The 19,102-nt window shown below is 41.5% G+C and carries 13 protein-coding genes; all 13 read left to right on the forward strand.

From position 1 onward, the window contains the following. Positions 1 to 7 precede the first annotated feature (7 nt). The 13 genes from parC to IGJ05_RS01105 all read left to right on the forward strand — a co-directional run bounded on the left by parC (position 8) and on the right by IGJ05_RS01105 (position 18,184). Positions 8 to 2,470 (forward strand): DNA topoisomerase IV subunit A, encoded by a 2,463-nt coding sequence (gene parC / locus IGJ05_RS01045; protein WP_016610800.1) that lies wholly within the window; start codon positions 8 to 10, stop codon positions 2,468 to 2,470. Positions 2,471 to 2,739: 269 nt separating this feature from the next. Next, positions 2,740 to 4,968: a formate C-acetyltransferase gene (gene pflB, locus IGJ05_RS01050; RefSeq protein WP_266166566.1), complete on the forward strand. Its 2,229-nt coding sequence runs from the start codon at positions 2,740 to 2,742 to the stop codon at positions 4,966 to 4,968. Between the two features lie 104 nt (positions 4,969 to 5,072). Continuing rightward, positions 5,073 to 5,828: a pyruvate formate-lyase-activating protein gene (gene pflA, locus IGJ05_RS01055; RefSeq protein WP_010749400.1), complete on the forward strand. Its 756-nt coding sequence runs from the start codon at positions 5,073 to 5,075 to the stop codon at positions 5,826 to 5,828. A 94-nt stretch (positions 5,829 to 5,922) separates the two neighbouring features. Continuing rightward, a complete protein-coding gene (locus tag IGJ05_RS01060; RefSeq protein ID WP_015510000.1) occupies positions 5,923 to 6,852 on the forward strand; it encodes a manganese-dependent inorganic pyrophosphatase in 930 nt (309 codons plus the stop codon). Between the two features lie 88 nt (positions 6,853 to 6,940). Continuing rightward, positions 6,941 to 7,750, forward strand: coding sequence for a DUF1803 domain-containing protein (locus IGJ05_RS01065; RefSeq protein WP_266166567.1), 810 nt, complete (start codon positions 6,941 to 6,943; stop codon positions 7,748 to 7,750). A 197-nt stretch (positions 7,751 to 7,947) separates the two neighbouring features. Further along, positions 7,948 to 8,394, forward strand: coding sequence for a hypothetical protein (locus IGJ05_RS01070; protein ID WP_266166568.1), 447 nt, complete (start codon positions 7,948 to 7,950; stop codon positions 8,392 to 8,394). Positions 8,395 to 8,492: 98 nt separating this feature from the next. After that, positions 8,493 to 8,900 (forward strand): hypothetical protein, encoded by a 408-nt coding sequence (locus IGJ05_RS01075; RefSeq protein WP_005229650.1) that lies wholly within the window; start codon positions 8,493 to 8,495, stop codon positions 8,898 to 8,900. A gap of 178 nt (positions 8,901 to 9,078) precedes the next feature. Further along, on the forward strand, positions 9,079 to 11,025 hold the full coding sequence (gene glgB, locus IGJ05_RS01080; RefSeq protein ID WP_266166583.1) for a 1,4-alpha-glucan branching protein GlgB: 1,947 nt from the start codon (positions 9,079 to 9,081) through the stop codon (positions 11,023 to 11,025). A gap of 31 nt (positions 11,026 to 11,056) precedes the next feature. Further along, on the forward strand, positions 11,057 to 12,199 hold the full coding sequence (locus tag IGJ05_RS01085; protein ID WP_016610807.1) for a glucose-1-phosphate adenylyltransferase: 1,143 nt from the start codon (positions 11,057 to 11,059) through the stop codon (positions 12,197 to 12,199). Next, positions 12,189 to 13,340, forward strand: a complete 1,152-nt coding sequence (gene glgD / locus IGJ05_RS01090) for a glucose-1-phosphate adenylyltransferase subunit GlgD (protein ID WP_266166569.1) — start codon at positions 12,189 to 12,191, stop codon at positions 13,338 to 13,340. The genes IGJ05_RS01085 and glgD overlap by 11 nt, the downstream gene beginning before the upstream one ends. Further along, entirely contained in the window at positions 13,337 to 14,770 is a 1,434-nt protein-coding gene (gene glgA, locus IGJ05_RS01095; protein WP_010749405.1) for a glycogen synthase GlgA, read from the forward strand. Before glgD ends, glgA begins: the two co-directional genes overlap by 4 nt. Before the next feature lie 117 nt (positions 14,771 to 14,887). Then, positions 14,888 to 17,341: a glycogen/starch/alpha-glucan phosphorylase gene (locus IGJ05_RS01100; protein WP_266166570.1), complete on the forward strand. Its 2,454-nt coding sequence runs from the start codon at positions 14,888 to 14,890 to the stop codon at positions 17,339 to 17,341. A gap of 81 nt (positions 17,342 to 17,422) precedes the next feature. Continuing rightward, positions 17,423 to 18,184, forward strand: a complete 762-nt coding sequence (locus IGJ05_RS01105) for a hypothetical protein (protein WP_142968261.1) — start codon at positions 17,423 to 17,425, stop codon at positions 18,182 to 18,184. Positions 18,185 to 19,102 lie beyond the last annotated feature (918 nt).

The following is a 19,102-nucleotide window of genomic DNA, read 5'->3' on the forward strand; positions in this document are numbered from 1 at the left end:
TGGTCTCTTGGAACACAAAAGCAATATACAAGAATTGACATTGGAAGAAGTGATGGGAGATCGCTTCGGTCGATATTCCAAATACATTATTCAAGAACGGGCATTGCCAGATATTCGTGATGGGTTAAAACCGGTTCAGCGGCGGATTTTATTTGCTATGAACCAAGACGGCAATACCTATGACAAAGGCTTCCGCAAATCAGCAAAATCTGTCGGAAATATCATGGGGAATTTTCACCCCCATGGGGACTCGAGTATCTATGAAGCAATGGTCCGCATGAGTCAAGACTGGAAGCTACGTCAGATTTTGATTGAAATGCACGGGAACAACGGGAGTATGGATGGTGATCCGCCAGCTGCCATGCGTTATACGGAAGCACGGCTTTCGGAATTAAGTGGTGAGCTATTAAAAGATATTGAAAAAAACACCGTGGAATTGGTTTGGAACTTTGATGATACTGAAAAAGAACCAACTGTTCTACCAGCAAAATACCCGAATCTGTTAGTCAATGGCTCAACTGGGATCTCAGCTGGCTATGCAACGGAGATCCCTACCCACAATTTAGGGGAAATCATCGATGGAACGATCTATTTGATCGACCATCCGCAAGCTTCTTTGGATCAGCTGATGAAGTACATTCCTGGCCCTGATTTTCCAACAGGGGGCATTTTACAAGGGAAAGAAGAAATCAAAAAAGCGTATGAAACAGGCAAAGGCAAAGTGATCCTGCGTTCGAAAACCAAGATCGAAGACATCAAAGGCGGCAAACAGCAAATCGTCATCAATGAGATCCCGTATGAGGTCAATAAAGCCAACTTAGTCAAAAAAATGGATGAGATCCGTTTGAATAAACGCATTGATGGGATTGCTGAAGTACGAGATGAAACAGATCGTACTGGACTGCAGATCGTTGTCGAGCTGAAAAAAGAAGCAAATGCGCAAGGGATTTTAAATTATTTATTTAAGAATACCGAATTGCAGATCAACTACAACTTCAACATGGTGGCAATCGACAATATGCGTCCTCAGCAAGTCGGATTAAAGCGGATTTTAGAAAGCTACATCAAACATCGCCGTGAAGTGATCGAAAAACGCAGTCGTTTTGAGCTGCAAAAAGCGCAAAAAAGACAGCATATCGTTGATGGGCTGATCAAAGCTTTGTCGATCCTTGATGAGGTGATCGCTACCATTCGCGGTAGTAAAGACAAAAAAGATGCCAAAAATAATCTGGTGGTTCAACATGGTTTTACCGAAGAACAAGCAGAAGCCATTGTGAACTTACAGTTGTATCGCTTGACCAATACGGACATTACACAATTGCAAGCAGAAGCAAAAGAACTTGCAGAAACGATCGCTGAATTGACAACGATTTTGAATGAAGAAAATGAATTGCTGAAAGTGATCAAGAAAGAACTGCGAGAGATCAAGAAAAAATATACGACGCCGCGGTTGACTGAGATCGAAGCAGAAATTCAAGAAATCAAGATCGAAACACAAGTCTTGGTCGCCCAAGAAGAAGTCGTCGTGACGGTCACAAGAGACGGCTATGTCAAACGCAGCAGCTTGCGTTCTTACGGTGCTTCAAAACCAGAAGAGATCGGCATGAAAGAAGGTGACTCTTTACTTTACAGTAATCAAATGAACACGTTGGATCACCTATTGTTGGTTACTAATAAAGGGAACACGATCTATCGACCGGTCCATGAATTACCTGATTTAAAATGGAAAGATTTAGGGGAACATATTTCGCAAACAGTCATGACACTGGCGCAAGATGAAATGATCATTGGGGTCTTTGCCTACAAAGAGATCGATCCATTGAAAAATTTCGTGCTGATCAGTAAAAACGGTATGATCAAACAGACACGAATGACGGAATTTGAACCTTGGCGCACCTATAAAACACGGCCGATGACGATCATGAAGCTGAAAGATGAATCAGATGAATTGGTCAACGTCTTTTTGACGGATCAAACGGAAGAAATGGATGTATTCTTAGTCAGTCATCTTGCCTTTGGCTTACGCTACCCGCTTAATGAAGTGCCTGTTGTGGGACCAAAAGCAGCTGGGGTCAAAGCGATGAACCTTAAAGCGGATGATTATCTTATCAATGGGTTGCTCGTTTATTCAGAAGGGGATACACCGATCGTTTTGATCACCCAACGTGGCGCAGCAAAACGAATGTTGGCTCAAGAAATCAACCAATTAGGTCGGGCGAAGCGCGGATTGATGGTCTTGCGGGAATTGAAGAAAAATCCTCATCGCGTCGTCTATATGGGCAGTGGGGAAAATCAGCAACTGCTAGTGACGAATCAAAAAGGACAATCCTTTGAAGTGATCACCAACCAAATCCCGATCAATGATCGGACCTCCAACGGCTCATTTATCATGGATGAGAAAACAGGAGGACAAATCTACGAAGTGAAAACCCAAATCAGTCCTGCAATCGCAGAGGATTCTGTACTATAAATTATAACAAAGCAACCCTTCTGTACCAGTACAGAAGGGTTGCTTTTTGTCTCATAATTAATCTTTCACATTAACGAAAAAGGTACTTTAATAAAAGTTTCACATTTATTAAACACCTATAAATCAACGTTTTTAGTAATTAATATCTTAAAAAAAAATAAATTGTTAAAAATAATTCTTGAAAATGCTTGCAATCATTAAGGTGTGTGTTATACTGTTCACGTAAAGCTGTTACATTAGTGAACAGAAAATTTAAGGAGGTCCATCAAATGGAACAATGGAATGGATTTAAAGGAAAAACTTGGAAAGAAGAAGTAAACGTACGCGACTTCATCCAAGAAAACTACACACCTTATGACGGAACAGATGAATTCCTAGCAGATGCTACTGAAGCAACGACGAAGCTATGGGATCAAGTCATGGAACTGAACAAGCAAGAGCGTGAAGCTGGCGGCGTATTGGATATGGATACAAAAGTCGTTTCAACGATCACTTCTCATGGACCTGGCTACTTAGACAAAGACCTAGAAACAGTTGTTGGTTTCCAAACGGAAAAACCATTTAAACGCAGCTTGCAACCATTTGGTGGCATCCGCATGTCAGAACAAGCAGCAGAATCTTATGGCTATGAAATTGATGCGGAAGTCTCTCACATTTTCCGTGACTACCGTAAAACACATAACCAAGGAGTTTTTGATGCTTATACACCTGAAATCAGAGCAGCGCGCCGTTCTGGTGTAATCACAGGTCTTCCTGATGCTTACGGCCGTGGCCGAATCATTGGTGACTACCGACGTGTGGCATTATACGGTGTGGACTTCTTGATCAAAGAAAAACAACAAGACCTATTGTATTGCGGAAACGGAACGATGTCTGAAGACATTATCCGCCAACGTGAAGAATTGAGTGAACAAATTCGTGCGTTAAGCGAATTGAAAGAATTAGGAAACATTTACGGATTTGATATTTCTAAACCAGCTCAAACGGCGAAAGAAGCATTCCAATGGTTATACCTTGGCTACTTAGCAGCCATCAAAGAGCAAAATGGTGCAGCAATGTCATTGGGACGTACGTCAACTTTCCTTGATATTTATGTTGAACGCGATTTGAAAAATGGCGTGATCACTGAAGAAGAAGCACAAGAAATCGTTGACCATTTCGTCATGAAACTACGTCTTGTGAAATTTGCTCGGACGCCTGATTACAACGCATTGTTCTCTGGTGACCCAACTTGGGTAACTGAATCAATCGCTGGTATGGGTGAAGACGGACGTCATCTGGTAACGAAAAACAGCTTCCGTTTCTTACACACTTTAGCAAACTTAGGCCCAGCACCAGAACCAAACTTGACTGTTTTATGGTCAACACGTTTGCCTCATAATTTCAAAACATTTTGTGCGAAAATGTCTATCCAAACATCAGCGATTCAATATGAAAACGATGATGTGATGCGTGGACATTGGGGCGATGACTACGGAATCGCTTGTTGTGTATCCGCAATGCGTATCGGGAAACAAATGCAATTCTTTGGTGCTCGTGCCAACTTAGCAAAAACATTGTTGTATGCAATCAACGGTGGGGTCGATGAAAAATCAAAAGCACAAGTTGGACCAAAATTCCAACCAATTACTTCTGAATACTTGGATTATAACGAAGTAATGGAAAAATATGACACAATGATGGACTGGATTTGTGATCTGTATGTGAACACATTGAACATCATTCATTACATGCACGACAAATATTCTTATGAACGCATTGAAATGGCGCTACAAGATACAGACATTCTACGTACGATGGCTACTGGTATCGCTGGTTTCTCTGTTGCAGTTGACTCATTATCAGCGATCAAATATGCCAAAGTTCGTACGATCCGTGATGAAAACGGCATTGTTGAAGATTACGAAATCGAAGGCGATTATCCGAAATACGGAAACAATGATGACCGCGTAGATGATATCGCAGTCAACTTGTTGAAAGCCTTCATGAAAAAAGTAAAACGCACGAAAACATACCGTGATTCAAAACACACAACGTCGATCCTTACTATCACTTCTAACGTGGTTTATGGTAAGAAAACAGGGAACACTCCTGATGGACGTCGTGCAGGCGCACCATTTGCTCCAGGTGCAAACCCAATGCATGGTCGCGATACGCATGGTGCTTTGGCAAGCCTTTCATCAGTTGCGAAATTACCATATGATTACTCATTAGATGGTATTTCAAACACCTTCTCGATCGTACCTAAAGCATTAGGACGTGACGACGAAACACAACAAGAAAACCTAGCAACAATGCTAGATGGCTATGCAGCAAAAGGTGGTCACCACTTAAATATCAACGTATTTAACCGTGACACATTGCTTGATGCGCAAGCTCACCCAGAAAAATACCCACAATTAACGATTCGGGTATCTGGCTATGCAGTAAACTTCATTAAATTAACAAAAGAACAACAAGATGACGTGATTGCTCGTACAATGCACGAAGCAATGTAATAAGCAACAACTTCAGGCGGCGGACGGGAAAATCCGCCGCCTCTTGTTTTGAAAGTATCAGACGGAGCGTGGTCATCCGTCGTTTCGAAGAAAGGAAGAGCATTATGGCAGTAACAGGACAAGTACATTCAACAGAAAGTTTTGGATCAGTAGATGGACCAGGTATCCGTTTTATTGTATTCATGCAAGGATGCCGCATGCGTTGCCAGTTTTGTCATAATCCAGATACATGGAAGATTGGCACCGGTGTCGAACGAACGACTGATGATGTCTTAGAAGAGGCATTGAAATATCGCGAATTCTGGGGACAAAAAGGTGGGATCACCGTCAGTGGTGGGGAACCATTGCTTCAGATGGACTTTCTGATCGATCTGTTTCGTAAAGCCAAAGCAGAAGGTGTCAGCACGACATTAGATACTTGTGGAAAACCATTTACACGGGAAGAACCATTTTTTAGCAAGTTTCAAGAGCTGATGACCGTTACTGACTTGTTATTGTTTGATATCAAGCACATCGATAACAAAGCCCATAAAGAGTTGACTACCCAATCGAACGATAATATTTTGGATATGGCGAATTATCTTTCAGAGATCAATCAGCCTGTCTGGATTCGTCACGTGCTGGTTCCTTTTAGAAGCGACTATGATGAATTTTTGATCCGTTTGGATGAGTTTATCAAAACACTGAAGAATGTCGATAAAGTAGAGATCTTGCCTTATCACACGATGGGGAAATACAAGTGGGATGAGCTTGGTTTGAAATATCCCCTTGAAGGGATCGAACCACCAACAGAAGATCGGGTGAAAAATGCCAAGCGTTTGCTTCATGTAGACGACTATAAAGGTTACTTAACCCGTTGATCAAAACAGGAAAGAAGAGATTGCTATTGCTTCTTTCCTGTTTTTTTACTATGATTAGAAAGTGAATATCAATTGAAATAGGAGCGATGAAGAAATGTCGAAAATATTAGTATTCGGTCATCAAAATCCTGATACCGACGCCATTGGTGCAGCAATTGCCTTTGCGAATTTACAAAATCAACTTGGAAAAGATTGTGAAGCAGTAGCGCTTGGTACACCGAATGAAGAGACACAATTTGCGTTAGATACCTTTGGCCTAACTGCCCCTCGGGTGATCGATTCAGTGGCAAAGGAAACCCAAGAAGTAATGTTAGTGGATCATAATGAATTTCAACAAAGTGCAGCGGATATTGCGGATGTCACTGTGTTGGCAGTTGTTGATCATCATCGTATCGCTAACTTTGAAACGGCAAATCCACTGTATTATCGTGCAGAGCCGGTCGGTTGTACAAGTACGATCGTGTTGAAATTATACAAAGAAAATCAAGTGGAAATTCCAAAAGCGATCGCAGGAATCATGCTCTCAGCGATCATCTCTGATACATTGTTGTTTAAATCACCAACATGTACCGACGAAGACGTAACAGCAGCCAAAGAACTAGCCGTTATAGCAGATGTAGAACTGGAAGTCTATGGATTAGATATGTTAAAAGCTGGTACGAATCTTGGAACGAAATCAGCAGCAGAATTGCTGGACCTAGATGCCAAAAGCTTCCCAATGGGTGCTAAAAACATCCGTATCGGACAAGTCAACACGGTTGATCTAAAAGAAGTCTTTGACCGTCAAGCAGAGTTGGAAGCGGCTATGAAGGATTCAATGGCAGCAAATGGCTATGATCTGTTCTTGCTGGTTGCCACTGATATCTTAGATAGTAATTCTGAGCTGCTAGTCGTTGGTGAACCAACTGCCCCAGTAGAAGCAGCCTTTAAAACGACATTAACCAACAATCGTGCGTTTTTACCTGGTGTCGTTTCTCGTAAAAAACAAATCGTACCTCAATTAACAGAGGTTTTTGAAGGATAATTAAGCTAACTGTCTGAATGCTGGTGAGATCTGTTTTGGTAGATCAAGCCAGCATTTTTCATGATTGTTTGGATAAGGAGTACACGCAGTGAAATTTTTTTATAGTCCCCACTTTCGCTCATTGCAACCGATACTGGAATCTTCGAAATTCCATGAATTGGTAGAGGAGCTATTAAATAGCCAAGAGCCGCCGACACTACGAGCATTAAAATCGAAGTTTACAGATGGTTCTTTTGATAAAATTCTTGACCGCTTGATCGCAGAAAAGTTGATCATCCGCCAAGAACGACGCTATTATTTAGGCTTCCCCATCTATACTGAACATGATCAACAGCAGATACAAGTAAGTGATGATTTCTATCAAGCAGCGCGCAATTGGTCAACACAAGAAATCGCTGGTTTTATCAAAAGTTTTGCTGCGTCAAGTGTTGAAAATAAATACTTTTACGGTTGTCAGCAAGGAGTTGAACAAGGAGCGGTCTATGCATTGAGTCATGAACAATTTCAGTTGATCTCTTACTCAGAAACACAGTGGCCACCAACACTGCCTGCTTTTTTTGAAGCGAATGAACAGTTGCGCACCCTTGCGATCTATGATGAATTAATGGATTTGATCGGTGATGTCGATCCAGTCTATTACTTAGACCAAGTGAGTGTGATCCTTGAACGCATTCGTAAAAATAAAAAAGTCCGTCCGAGTATTTTTCTGGAATCACTTCAACGGGTCGAGATCATAAGCCCTGAGCTACATTTGTTGCTGGAAGAAATAAATTGTGATAATCTAAAAAACGAGCGTTATCCGTCTTCTGAAAAGGATCTGTTCGTCCAACGCCTTGTGATCGCTCACTTGGCAAACAAATCAGGTTCATACAATACACTTTATTTCAATAATAATTAAAATTTCTAATAATTATGTTATTTGTTTTAAATTTTCTGACTATTAAAAAGTTGCTAGATTCGATTCTAGCAGCTTTTTTTCTTATTTCTTCAAATGATAATTTGATGAATAAAAATTAAAAAACAACAATCGTTTTGTTTGGAGTTTTGATTTCTTGATGATATGATGATTCTAGAACTTTGAAAGGGGATATAAAAATGGAAGGATATAAAACGGTTGATTTTGAACAGTTGGAACAAAACAAAACGAAAGCAGAAATGATCACGTTCGTATCAATGTCAGAAATAGAAGCTGCTCGGCAAGCAATTACAAAAGCGGGGATCGATGAAACGCGTTTTTCTGATGGCGATCTCATTCTTGCGTTAAAACAACAGGAACGGTTTGGGGCAAATACGATCGTTTCCGTGATCATTGATTGGCTCATCAATCAAAACTATCTGGTGAATCCAGCTCATGCCATGCGTTACTTAGCAAAGAAAATGGCAAATGGGCCAGTGACGAGTTACAAATTATTAAGTGAGGGTGAGTTTGATTGTGACGGGAACTATTACTTGATTGCTCGAACAAACACATCCTCATCGGCAAATAAAGTCTATAAAGTTTACACGGATGGACAAGCAAAAGAGCTTTGGCAGGCAAAATAAGTACTGATGATTTCGGCTCTAGTGAATAAGGAAAACGGCTGTGTAAGCAGTAGTTAGCGGAAAAAGGATTTTTTTAGATTGAAGGTTGTGAAAGACGCGTGAAACTAAACATTCGAATCGGCTTAGCTGGCAGTCATCTTCTGATTGGCGCATTCAGCTTGCTCGGCGCTCTGCTGACGCTTTATAAAGTACCGACAAGTTTTGGTGCGATCCAAGCCTTGTTAGGTGAAATTTATTATACCGATACGGTATTTGATCGATTTACTCAGCTCTTCTTGTTGGGGATCATCAGTCTTTATACCGTGGTGACCAGTTTTTATGGGTTTCGATTTTGGTGTTTTTGCTCCGCCTCTTCTGCATTTGGGACACTGTTGGCATATTTTGAATTAACTGAAACACTTCCAGTGATGGTAGTTTTCATTCTTGTTTTAGCAAGTTTGTTTCAGTTATGGGTAGTCACATACTTCATTTTCCAAAAGCTAAAAAGTAGAGCTGAAACAGGTTGAACAGATACGTTCAAGCTGTTTTTTTCTGTCAAAGATTATTTGCTGGCAACTAAGGTTATTGCGTTACTAGCGCAGTGTTTTATGCTATGCTAGATAGAGAGATGTAGTTGATTTTGAAACGATTTCTAAAAGATGAAAGAGCGTAACAAGTTCGTTGGCATTTCAGTCAACGATCAAAATGAATTTGAGGAGGACTGATGAGAGAGTGGTTACCAAACAACAGGTACTGACTGCGGAAAAAGACTTTCTGAGTGGTGAAAATTTTTATGTACAGCATTTCTTAGGCGCCCATCAAGTAGATGATGGCTACGTGTTTCGCGTTTGGGCACCAAATGCTCAGCAAGTTTGGCTTGTTGGCGACTTCAACCAATGGACGGATACCTTGCCGATGAACAAAAGGACGGAATCCGGTGTTTGGGAAATTGAGACCAACCAAGTAAAAGAAGGACAGCTTTACAAATACAAAGTAAAACAATCAAATGGACGAGAAGTATTGAAGATCGATCCTTTTGCTGTCCATTTTGAAGCTCGACCAAGAACTGCTGCCGTGTTGCATTCGATCCCACAAAAAAAATGGCGGGATGGGTTATGGCAAGGACGGAAAAAAAGACAAAAAACATTTAATCGACCTCTTAATATTTATGAAGTTCATGCCAGCTCCTGGAAGCACCACGAAGATGGCACCCCTTATCGCTTCTCCGAATTAAAAGATGAACTTATTCCTTACGTGAAAAAAATGGGCTACACCCATATCGAATTTATGCCTTTGATGGAACATCCCTTAGGAACCTCCTGGGGCTATCAATTGACTGGTTACTTTGCACTTAGCTCCTATTATGGGACACCAGAAGAATTTCAAGACTTTGTAGAGGCTTGTCATTTGGAAAATATAGGTGTCTTCGTTGATTGGGTGCCAGGACATTTTTGTGTCAATGATGACAGTCTTGCCTATTATGATGGCACGCCGACCTTTGAATACATGGATGAAAACCGTGCGAAAAATGTTCGCTGGGGTGCGATCAACTTTGATCTAGGCAAACCGCAAGTCCAAAGCTTTCTGATCTCAAGTGCATTGTTCTGGATCGAATTTTACCACATTGATGGTATTCGGGTAGATGCCGTTTCCAACATGATCTATCGCGATTATGATGAAGGTCCATGGGAACCGAATCACGAAGGGGGCAATCGGAATTTTGAAGGGTACTATTTCTTACAAAAGCTCAATTCAGTCATCAAGTTAGCCCATCCTGCAGTTGTCATGATTGCAGAGGAAAGTACTTCCGAGACCAAAATAACAGGAATGGTCGAAGGAGGCGCTCTCGGGTTTGACTACAAATGGAATATGGGCTGGATGAATGATGTCCTGCGTTTTTACGAAATGGACCCGATTTTCCGTAAAGATCATCTAAGCCTTTTATCTTTTTCTTTCATGTATCGGATGCAAGAAAATTATATCTTGCCACTCTCCCATGACGAAGTGGTTCATGGCAAAAAAAGTTTGATGCACAAAATGTGGGGAGACCGCTACAAACAGTTTTCACAACTACGAAATCTCTTTACGTACATGATGATGCATCCAGGGAAAAAACTGTTATTCATGGGTAGTGAATGGGGACAGTTTTTAGAATGGAAATATGATCATGGTCTTGAATGGGTCGATTTAAACGACGCATTCAATGCAAAAATGCAGTTCTTCACCCAGACCTTGAATGAATTATACAAAGAAGAACGAGCCCTTTGGGAATTGGATGATCAAGAAGATTCATTGATGGTGATCGATGCAGACAACTTAGATGAAACGACATTGACTTTCTTACGACAAGGAAAAACGAAAAAAGATTTCTTGATCGTGGTTGTCAATCTGACACCAGTGGAGCGTCACGATTTTGCGATCGGCGTGCCATACGAAGGAACGTATCGCGAGATTTTAAACACGGAACGGGATGTATTTGGTGGAACTTGGGTGGCGAATAACCCAGACTGCCAGACCAGTAATACCCCTTTTAAGCAATACGACTATCAAATCAAAACAATTTTGCCTGCACTTGGGGCTTTAATCATCAAACCAGAAAAAATCAAAATGACTCGAAAAAAAGCAGTAAAGAAAGCACAAAAAAAAGAGTAGAGGGGGAACGGTGAGTAGATCACCAAACAAAATGAAAACAGAGATGTTAGCAATGATCCTCGCAGGGGGACAAGGGACTCGATTAGGGAAATTAACAAAGAATATTGCTAAACCAGCGGTTCCATTTGGTGGCAGATATCGGATCATCGATTTCACGTTGAGTAATTGTGTCAATTCAGGAATCAAAAATGTGGGTGTTGTCACTCAGTACCAGCCATTAGCACTAAACAACCATATCGGAAATGGTGCAAGCTGGGGATTGGATGGAATTAGTACCGGTGTGACGATCTTACAGCCATATTCAAATTCAGAAGGCGAAAAATGGTTTGAAGGAACCGCCCATGCGATCTATCAAAACATCGCTTATATCGATGAGATGGACCCGCAATATGTCTTGATTTTATCAGGGGACCATATCTACAAAATGGATTATGAAGAAATGCTGGAAAAACACAAAGAAAATGATGCTTCATTGACGGTTGCAGTTCTCGAAGTACCGATGAAAGATGCCTCGCGTTTCGGAATCATGAACACCGATAAAAATGACCGTATCATCGAATTTGATGAAAAACCAGCCGAACCAAAAAGCAATCTCGCTTCAATGGGGATCTATATTTTCGATTGGAGTCGTCTGCGCAGTATGCTGTTGAGTAACTATACAAAAGACGGCGAAATGGTCGATTTTGGGAAACATGTCATTCCTTCTTATCTCGAAAGCGGCGACAACGTTTTTGCCTATCGCTTCTCTGGCTATTGGAAAGACGTAGGAACGATCGATTCATTGTGGGAAGCCAATATGGAATTTATTGATCCAGCAATGGAGTTGAATATTCGGGATAAAAGTTGGCAAGTATTTTCTAAAAACCCAATCGCACCACCACATTTTGTGACTGAGACCGGGGCTGCGAGAAACTCTCTCGTGATGGATGGCTGTTATGTTGCAGGGGAGATCGAGCACAGTATTTTATCAGAAAATGTGCAGGTGAAAGAAGGATCGACGATCAAGGACAGCGTGATCATGCCTGGAGCGGTGATCGGTAGAAATGTTAAATTAAACCGAGTGATCGTTGGGGAAAATGCAGTGATTGGTGACGATGCAGAGATCGATGGAACAGACGAAATTGCCGTAGTCGGCTATTCTGAAATTTTAGGGGTGACGATTGATGAGAACTAATAAAATGTGTGCGATTTTAGGGAATCTGCAACGATACCAAGACTTGATGCCATTAACAGAAAACCGTCCGCTGTCGACTTTATTGTTTGACTGCAAATATCGCTTGTTAGATTTTAATCTTTCAAGTATCGAAAATGCCAATATCAAACAAGTCTATATGATTTTCAATGAAGGAGAAACGCAGTCGGTCTTCGATCATATCGGTGGCGGAAAAGAGTGGAACTTGGACGGCGTACAAAACCGTTTCTTTATTCACCTGTTCCAAGACTCATTGAAAAAGCAAGCAGAAGGACAAGAGTATTATTATAATGTCATCGACTATTTGGAAAAATCCAAATCGGATCATACCGTTTTTATGGGCAGCAAAGTCTTATGCAACATTGATTTGCGTGCCTTGCTGAAAATCCATCAGCTACAAGGCAATGAAATGACCGTCGTATACAAACGCATCAGCAGTGACAATGTTTGCGAAAGTGATCTGTTGTTCAATGTAGACAGTGAAGGTCACTTAGAAGAAGCGATCCAAGCGAAAAAAGGTGAGGTCAGTGACCTTGTCAACTTATGTACGGATATTTTTATCATTCAAACAGATCGTCTGATCGCTGCGCTAAAAGAGGGGCAAAAAGTTGGCGCAACGGCAGACCTCGGTCAATTTTTACGAGAAATGATCGCTGTTGAAAATACAGGTCTATATGAGTACACTGGTTACTTAAGTAACATTTATGACATCTCTTCTTACTATCAAACAAATATGGATATGCTCGATGTGCATAGATTTACGTCGTTGCTTTATTCGAATCAAAAGATCTATACCAAACTGAAAAACGAAGTGCCAACGTATTATTCAGAAACATCTGACGTGAAAAATAGCCACTTTGCTTCTGGCTGCATCGTGGAAGGAACGGTCGAACAGTCACTCGTTGCCCGCCGCACGAAGATCCATCCTGAAGCAAAAGTCAAAGGAGCGATCATCTTCGGAAATAATGAGATCAAAGCAGGTGCCGAAGTCTCTTATGCGATCCTAGATAAAAATGTGACCATCGCAGAAGGTGTCAAAGTGCAAGGAACCAAAGAAACGCCAATCGTCATTAAGAAAAATTCTCATGTGACCCAAGACGTTATTGGAGGGGCAAGCGCATGAAGGTTCTGTTTACAGCAGCGGAATGCGCCCCATTTTTTAAAACAGGCGGATTAGGGGATGTTGCAGGGGCATTACCAAAAGAATTGGTCAAAAAAGGCGTCGAGACGATTGTGGTCTTACCCTATTTCACGAAAATGCCTGCTGAATACCAGGAGCAAATGGAAGATTGTTTTTCCTTTGAAGTGGCGGTCGGTTGGCGCAAGCAATATTGTGGGATCAAAAAATTAGTTCTAGGCTCTGTGACCTATTATTTCATAGACAATCTCTACTATTTTGGCCGCGAACGGCTCTATGATTTTTATGATGATGGGGAACGCTTTGCTTTCTTCCAATTAGCCGTGATCGAAATGATGGAACGCATTGAATTTATTCCAGACATCGTGCATGTCAATGATTACCATACGGCGATGATTCCCTTCTTGATCAAAGAAAAATATCATTGGATTCAAGCGTATCAAAACATACGCACCGTTTTGACGATCCATAACATTGGGTTTCAAGGGTGGTATAGTCGCGATATTTTACCAGATCTTTTTGGTATGGGGACTGAGAGATACGATGATGGCACACTACGTTTAAACGATTGCTTGAACTTTATGAAAGCAGGAATCTTGTATGCGGACCGCATCACGACGGTCAGTCCTTCCTATAGTGAAGAAATCAAAACCTCTGAGTTCGGCTGTGGGCTTGAAGTGATTTTACGTATGGAAAGCGGCAAACTCAGCGGCATTTTAAACGGAATTGATTACGAAATGAACGATCCAGAAACCGATCCTCATTTGGACTATCCTTTCAGTGTCGAAGATTTATCAGGAAAAGCTAAAAACAAGCGAGCGCTACAAGAACAATTTGGTTTGCCTACCCGTAAAGATGTCCCATTGATTTCTGTTGTTAGCCGTTTGACCACTCAAAAAGGGTTCCATTTGGTCCTTGAAGAAATGGAAAATCTCTTGCAATTTGATGTTCAGTTCATCTTACTAGGGACTGGCGAACATGATTTTGAAGAAGGCTTTCGCTATTTTGCTCAGAGATATCCTGACAAATGTGCTGCCGCGATTTCTTTTGATATTGCATTGGCGCAAAAGTTATACGCAGCAGCGGATCTTTTCTTGATGCCTTCCGCCTTCGAACCATGCGGACTGTCACAGATGATCGCGATGCGTTATGGTACATTACCGGTCGTTCACGAAATCGGTGGCTTGAAAGATACGGTAGATTCCTATAATCCGATCACGAAACAAGGTACCGGCTTTGGCTTTCAAGAGTTTTCACCATTTTACTTGATGAATGCCTTGAAGCAAGGGGTCGAATTGTATCAATCTGATCAGGCAACGTGGAACGTATTGGTCAAGCAAGCAATGGCAAAAGATTTCAGCTGGAATCAAAGTTCCGATCTTTATATCCAGTTGTATAATACTATCAAAGTTTGATTGTTTTAAGACAGAAGAATCCTTGTCTGCAACAGAACTGCTAGTTGTAAGACTAGCAATTTTGGCGGCAAGGATTCTTCTTTTTTATAAATTGAATGCAAAAAGGAGTGTAACCCTATGACAAAAGAACGACTGCGTGAACTGCTAGAAATCAGTGTTCATGAACTCTTTGCGATTGAAGTGGATGAAGCTTCACCGCAGGAATTGTTTCAAGCACTAGCCAATGTGGTGAAGCAAATGTATTCAGAAGACTGGCGTCAAACCAGAAAAAATCTCTTGCTGGAGGATCAAAAACAAGCGTACTATTTTTCAATCGAATTTTTGCCTGGCAAAATGCTAAAAAGCAATTTGTTGAATATGCAGCTGTTGGAGCAAGCGGAAGCCGTTTTTGAAGAGTTAGGCGTTTCCCTTGATGACGTTGCGGATACAGAAAAAGACATGGCTTTAGGAAACGGGGGCCTCGGTCGTTTGGCCTCTTGTTTTATGGACTCGCTGGCTTCATTAAGCTTGCCGGGAAATGGGAACGGGATTCGCTATCGCTATGGATTATTTAAACAAAAATTTATTGACGGCCATCAAGTAGAATTACCAGATGATTGGTTACGTTCTGGGAATGTCTGGGAAGTCCGCAAAGAAAGCAAAGCGGTGCCTATTCGATTTGGTGGGCAGGTCTATCTCGTTACGGGAGAGGACGGAAAACTAGCGCCAGTCTATGAAGGCGGCTTTACCTGGCGGGCAGTTCCGTATGACACCGCGATGGTTGGCTATCAGAATCAACACATCAACACACTGCGCTTGTGGAGTGTCGAAGTGCCTGCTGAAGATGAGGCGCATTATGCGACATTGGAATCACGGCAAGACTTAGAAAATTTGACTGCTGTTTTATATCCAGATGACTCAAACGAGATCGGCAAACGCACACGATTGATGCAAGAATACTTTTTTGTTTCTGCAGGCATTCAAAGTATCATTCGCTATTATAAAAAATCGAATCTGCCTTTAGCGATGCTCAGTGAACGAGTAGCAATCCATATCAACGACACGCACCCAGCGCTTTGTGTCCCAGAACTGATGCGTATTTTAGTTGATGAAGAAGGCCTTGATTGGGAACAAGCGTGGGCGATCACCGTGAAAGTCATGAGTTATACGAACCATACGATCATGGCGGAAGCCTTAGAAAAATGGCCAGTTCGCATGATTGAAGAAGTGTTGCCGAGAATGGATCAGATCATCAAAGAAATTGATCGGCGCTTTGTCGAAGGAATGCAAGGGGTCCATCCGCAAGCCTTACTGGATCGGACGCGAATCATTATTGATGATCAAGTCCATATGGCACATCTAGCCATCATCGGCAGCCATAGTGTCAATGGGGTAGCCAAGCTCCATTCTGATTTACTAAAATCAGTGGTACTCCATGACTTCTATCTCATTTATCCTGCCCGTTTCAACAATAAGACCAACGGCATCGCACAACGGCGTTGGCTTCAGCTAGCCAATCAACCATTAGCCAAAGTGCTGGATCAGTCGATCGGTACGAGTTGGCGCAATGACCCCTTGGATCTGCAGCTGCTCAAAAATTATTATGATGACGAAAACGTTCTGCAACAAATTGCCGACGCAAAAATGAGTAACAAGCGTGCACTGGCAAAGTACATTCAAAAAGCAACGGGCATTACAGTAGATCCAACGGCAATTTTTGATGTGCAGATCAAACGCCTGCATGCGTACAAACGACAACTGCTGAATCTAATGCATATCTTGAAGCTCTACTTTGAGGTCAAAGACGATCCGACTGCAGCGTTTCATCCAAGAGTCTTTATTTTTGGTGCCAAAGCAGCACCAAGCTATCACTACGCAAAATCGATCATTAAAGTCATCAATGAAGTGGCGAATCTGATCAATCATGATGAAACCATCAATGATAAAATCAAGGTTGTATTTTTAGAAAATTACAACGTTTCATTAGCAGAAAAAATCATTCCAGCAGCGGATGTCAGTGAACAAATCTCATTGGCCTCTAAAGAAGCGTCAGGGACAAGCAATATGAAGTTGATGCTAAATGGGGCAGTAACGATCGCGACTTTAGATGGTGCCAATATTGAGATTCGAGATGCGATCGGTGATGAAAACATTGCGATCTTTGGGTTGACGGAAGAAGAAGTGTATCAGTATTACGCCCAGCATAATTATTCTGCTTACACCTACTATGAGTCAGATCCAGTCTTGCAACGGGTGGTCAATGCCTTTATTGATGGGACGATCCCGAATATTCAAGTTGAAGGTCGGGAAATCTTTGATTCCCTTTTGAAATACAATGATGAATACTTTTTATTAAAGGATTTTCATGCCTATTGTGACGCGCAGCATCGGGTAGATAGTGCCTATCAGGATACGCAACGTTGGCGTAAAGTCAGCCTAATGAATATTGCCAATGCAGGCAAATTTTCGGCAGATGAAACGGTGCGAAATTATGCTGCAGATATTTGGCAGATCGATCCATTATTTGCCCATGTCAAAGAACCGAATGCAGCAAGCTTGACTGAGACGGTGCCTCCAGCCGAATTTAGCTGAAGTGTCCTCATCTGAAATGGTGTAGTCTTTCGTGAAATTCCCCTTAATTTATGGTATGATGAAAAAAATGCATGTAAGAGGATGAGTACAGTGGCAAATTATTTAGATGTGAAACGAAAACACTTCCGTTTTCCTGCTTATGATGATACAGATGGTGTGAAGCTGCAATCCGAGCATCGCCCCGCATTCAGTAAAGCAGATGATTGGATTTTAACCGAAATCAAAGATCCCGTGAGTCATTCTCACAAGGATGAAAATCAATCTTTACAGCGCAAAGTGCAGTCCAGCCAACGGGATCGGGGGCACAATGTTCGTCAAAAAGAAGAGCTTGCCAATCACCGTGCCAACTTGCCTCAGTACGGAAAACGTCCAGTGAAAGAGCAAATGCCAACAGGAAAAACCAACTTTTTTGGCAAAGAGGCGAACCATTCTTCTTATCAAGTGACTAGTAAGAAGGAAAAAGCTGAGGTTCCTGTTTCTTCGAAAAAAGAATATTCGGGGCGCTCTTATTTCGTGCCTAAATATATTCCTGCATCGATTATTCCAGATGAGCAAAAACCTGAAATTACACCGAACGATTTGATGGATGCAATGGCAAAAAAACAAGAAAGTTATTTGTTGTTTGATACTGAACCAGCAGCTTATCAAGTCAAAGAAGAAAATGATCCGACCGTCAAAAAATTCAATCGCCACCCCTCTGTTGGGATGACACGCAGTGAGTTTCGAGCCAGCAATAAAAAAAATGGTGAAAAAAAACGTTCCGTTTTAGATCGATCATTAAAAGGAATGATTGAAGACGATCAACAAGAAGAATCTTCAAATGGCTATTTTCGTTCTAAATAGCAGTGACAGTTACTCTTAATAGAAGTGGTCCTTTGAGCATAACGATGAATGATTTCAGCTAGATGGCTAACATCTAGCTGTTTTTTTTTGTGTGCCGAAACTATCGATTTCACAAAGTGATTAGTTGAAATACATTTTTCACCGGCTGAGGAATATTCTGATTTTACTAAGCAATAGCGTGGGCTATAGAATAAAGTGAAACGATCAAAACCATCGTTATTTATAATGTTTGTTATTTTAATTGGCGATTACTTTTGTCATTTAAAATCGATGGCAAGTCAAACGGTGGCAGGACAGTGGTTTTCTGATCAGCTGCAATTGAAAAAGGGAAGCAAGCGTCCTGATGGCTAAAGCTGCTCTTTGGGAAGGACTGATTCATGATCGATTTCAAGGGAAAGATACACTGAAAGGTGGGGCATCAACAAATGAACAAGAAAAAGAGAAAGGTATATTTCACCATCATTATTGGCTTACTTGGAGGACTCTACTTTTTCTCAACCATGAGAGTGGTTTCTTCAAACGTTTTCTTTGCTGCGCAGCTGGAGGAAGAAACGGTTACGAGTGAATCATTCGATCCGATACGAGAGCAAGAGGCTGAGGAAAGAGTTGCCATTTATTTTGATGAATCAACGAAATCCGGGACTGTAGGAGACCTGTTACTGGTTGCGTTTCATACGGACCGTCCCATTAGTGAAATAGCGATCCGATTGCCGAAAGCTGCGGTTATTGCTGAAGAGGAGTTGCCAAAGGGAGTCAAGATGACGCCACTCACTGAAGAGAACGGTTGGAAACTAACGACCGATACCCCTAGAAGTGATTTTTTGGTTCCATTGATAGTTGATACAGCAGGATCGTTTCCATTTGAAGCAGCAGATTCAATGATAATGCTTGAAATAAAGGAAGCACGGGAAAACCTTA

Source organism: Enterococcus sp. AZ167 (genome assembly GCF_051714025.1).
GTDB lineage: Bacteria > Bacillota > Bacilli > Lactobacillales > Enterococcaceae > Enterococcus_D > Enterococcus_D casseliflavus.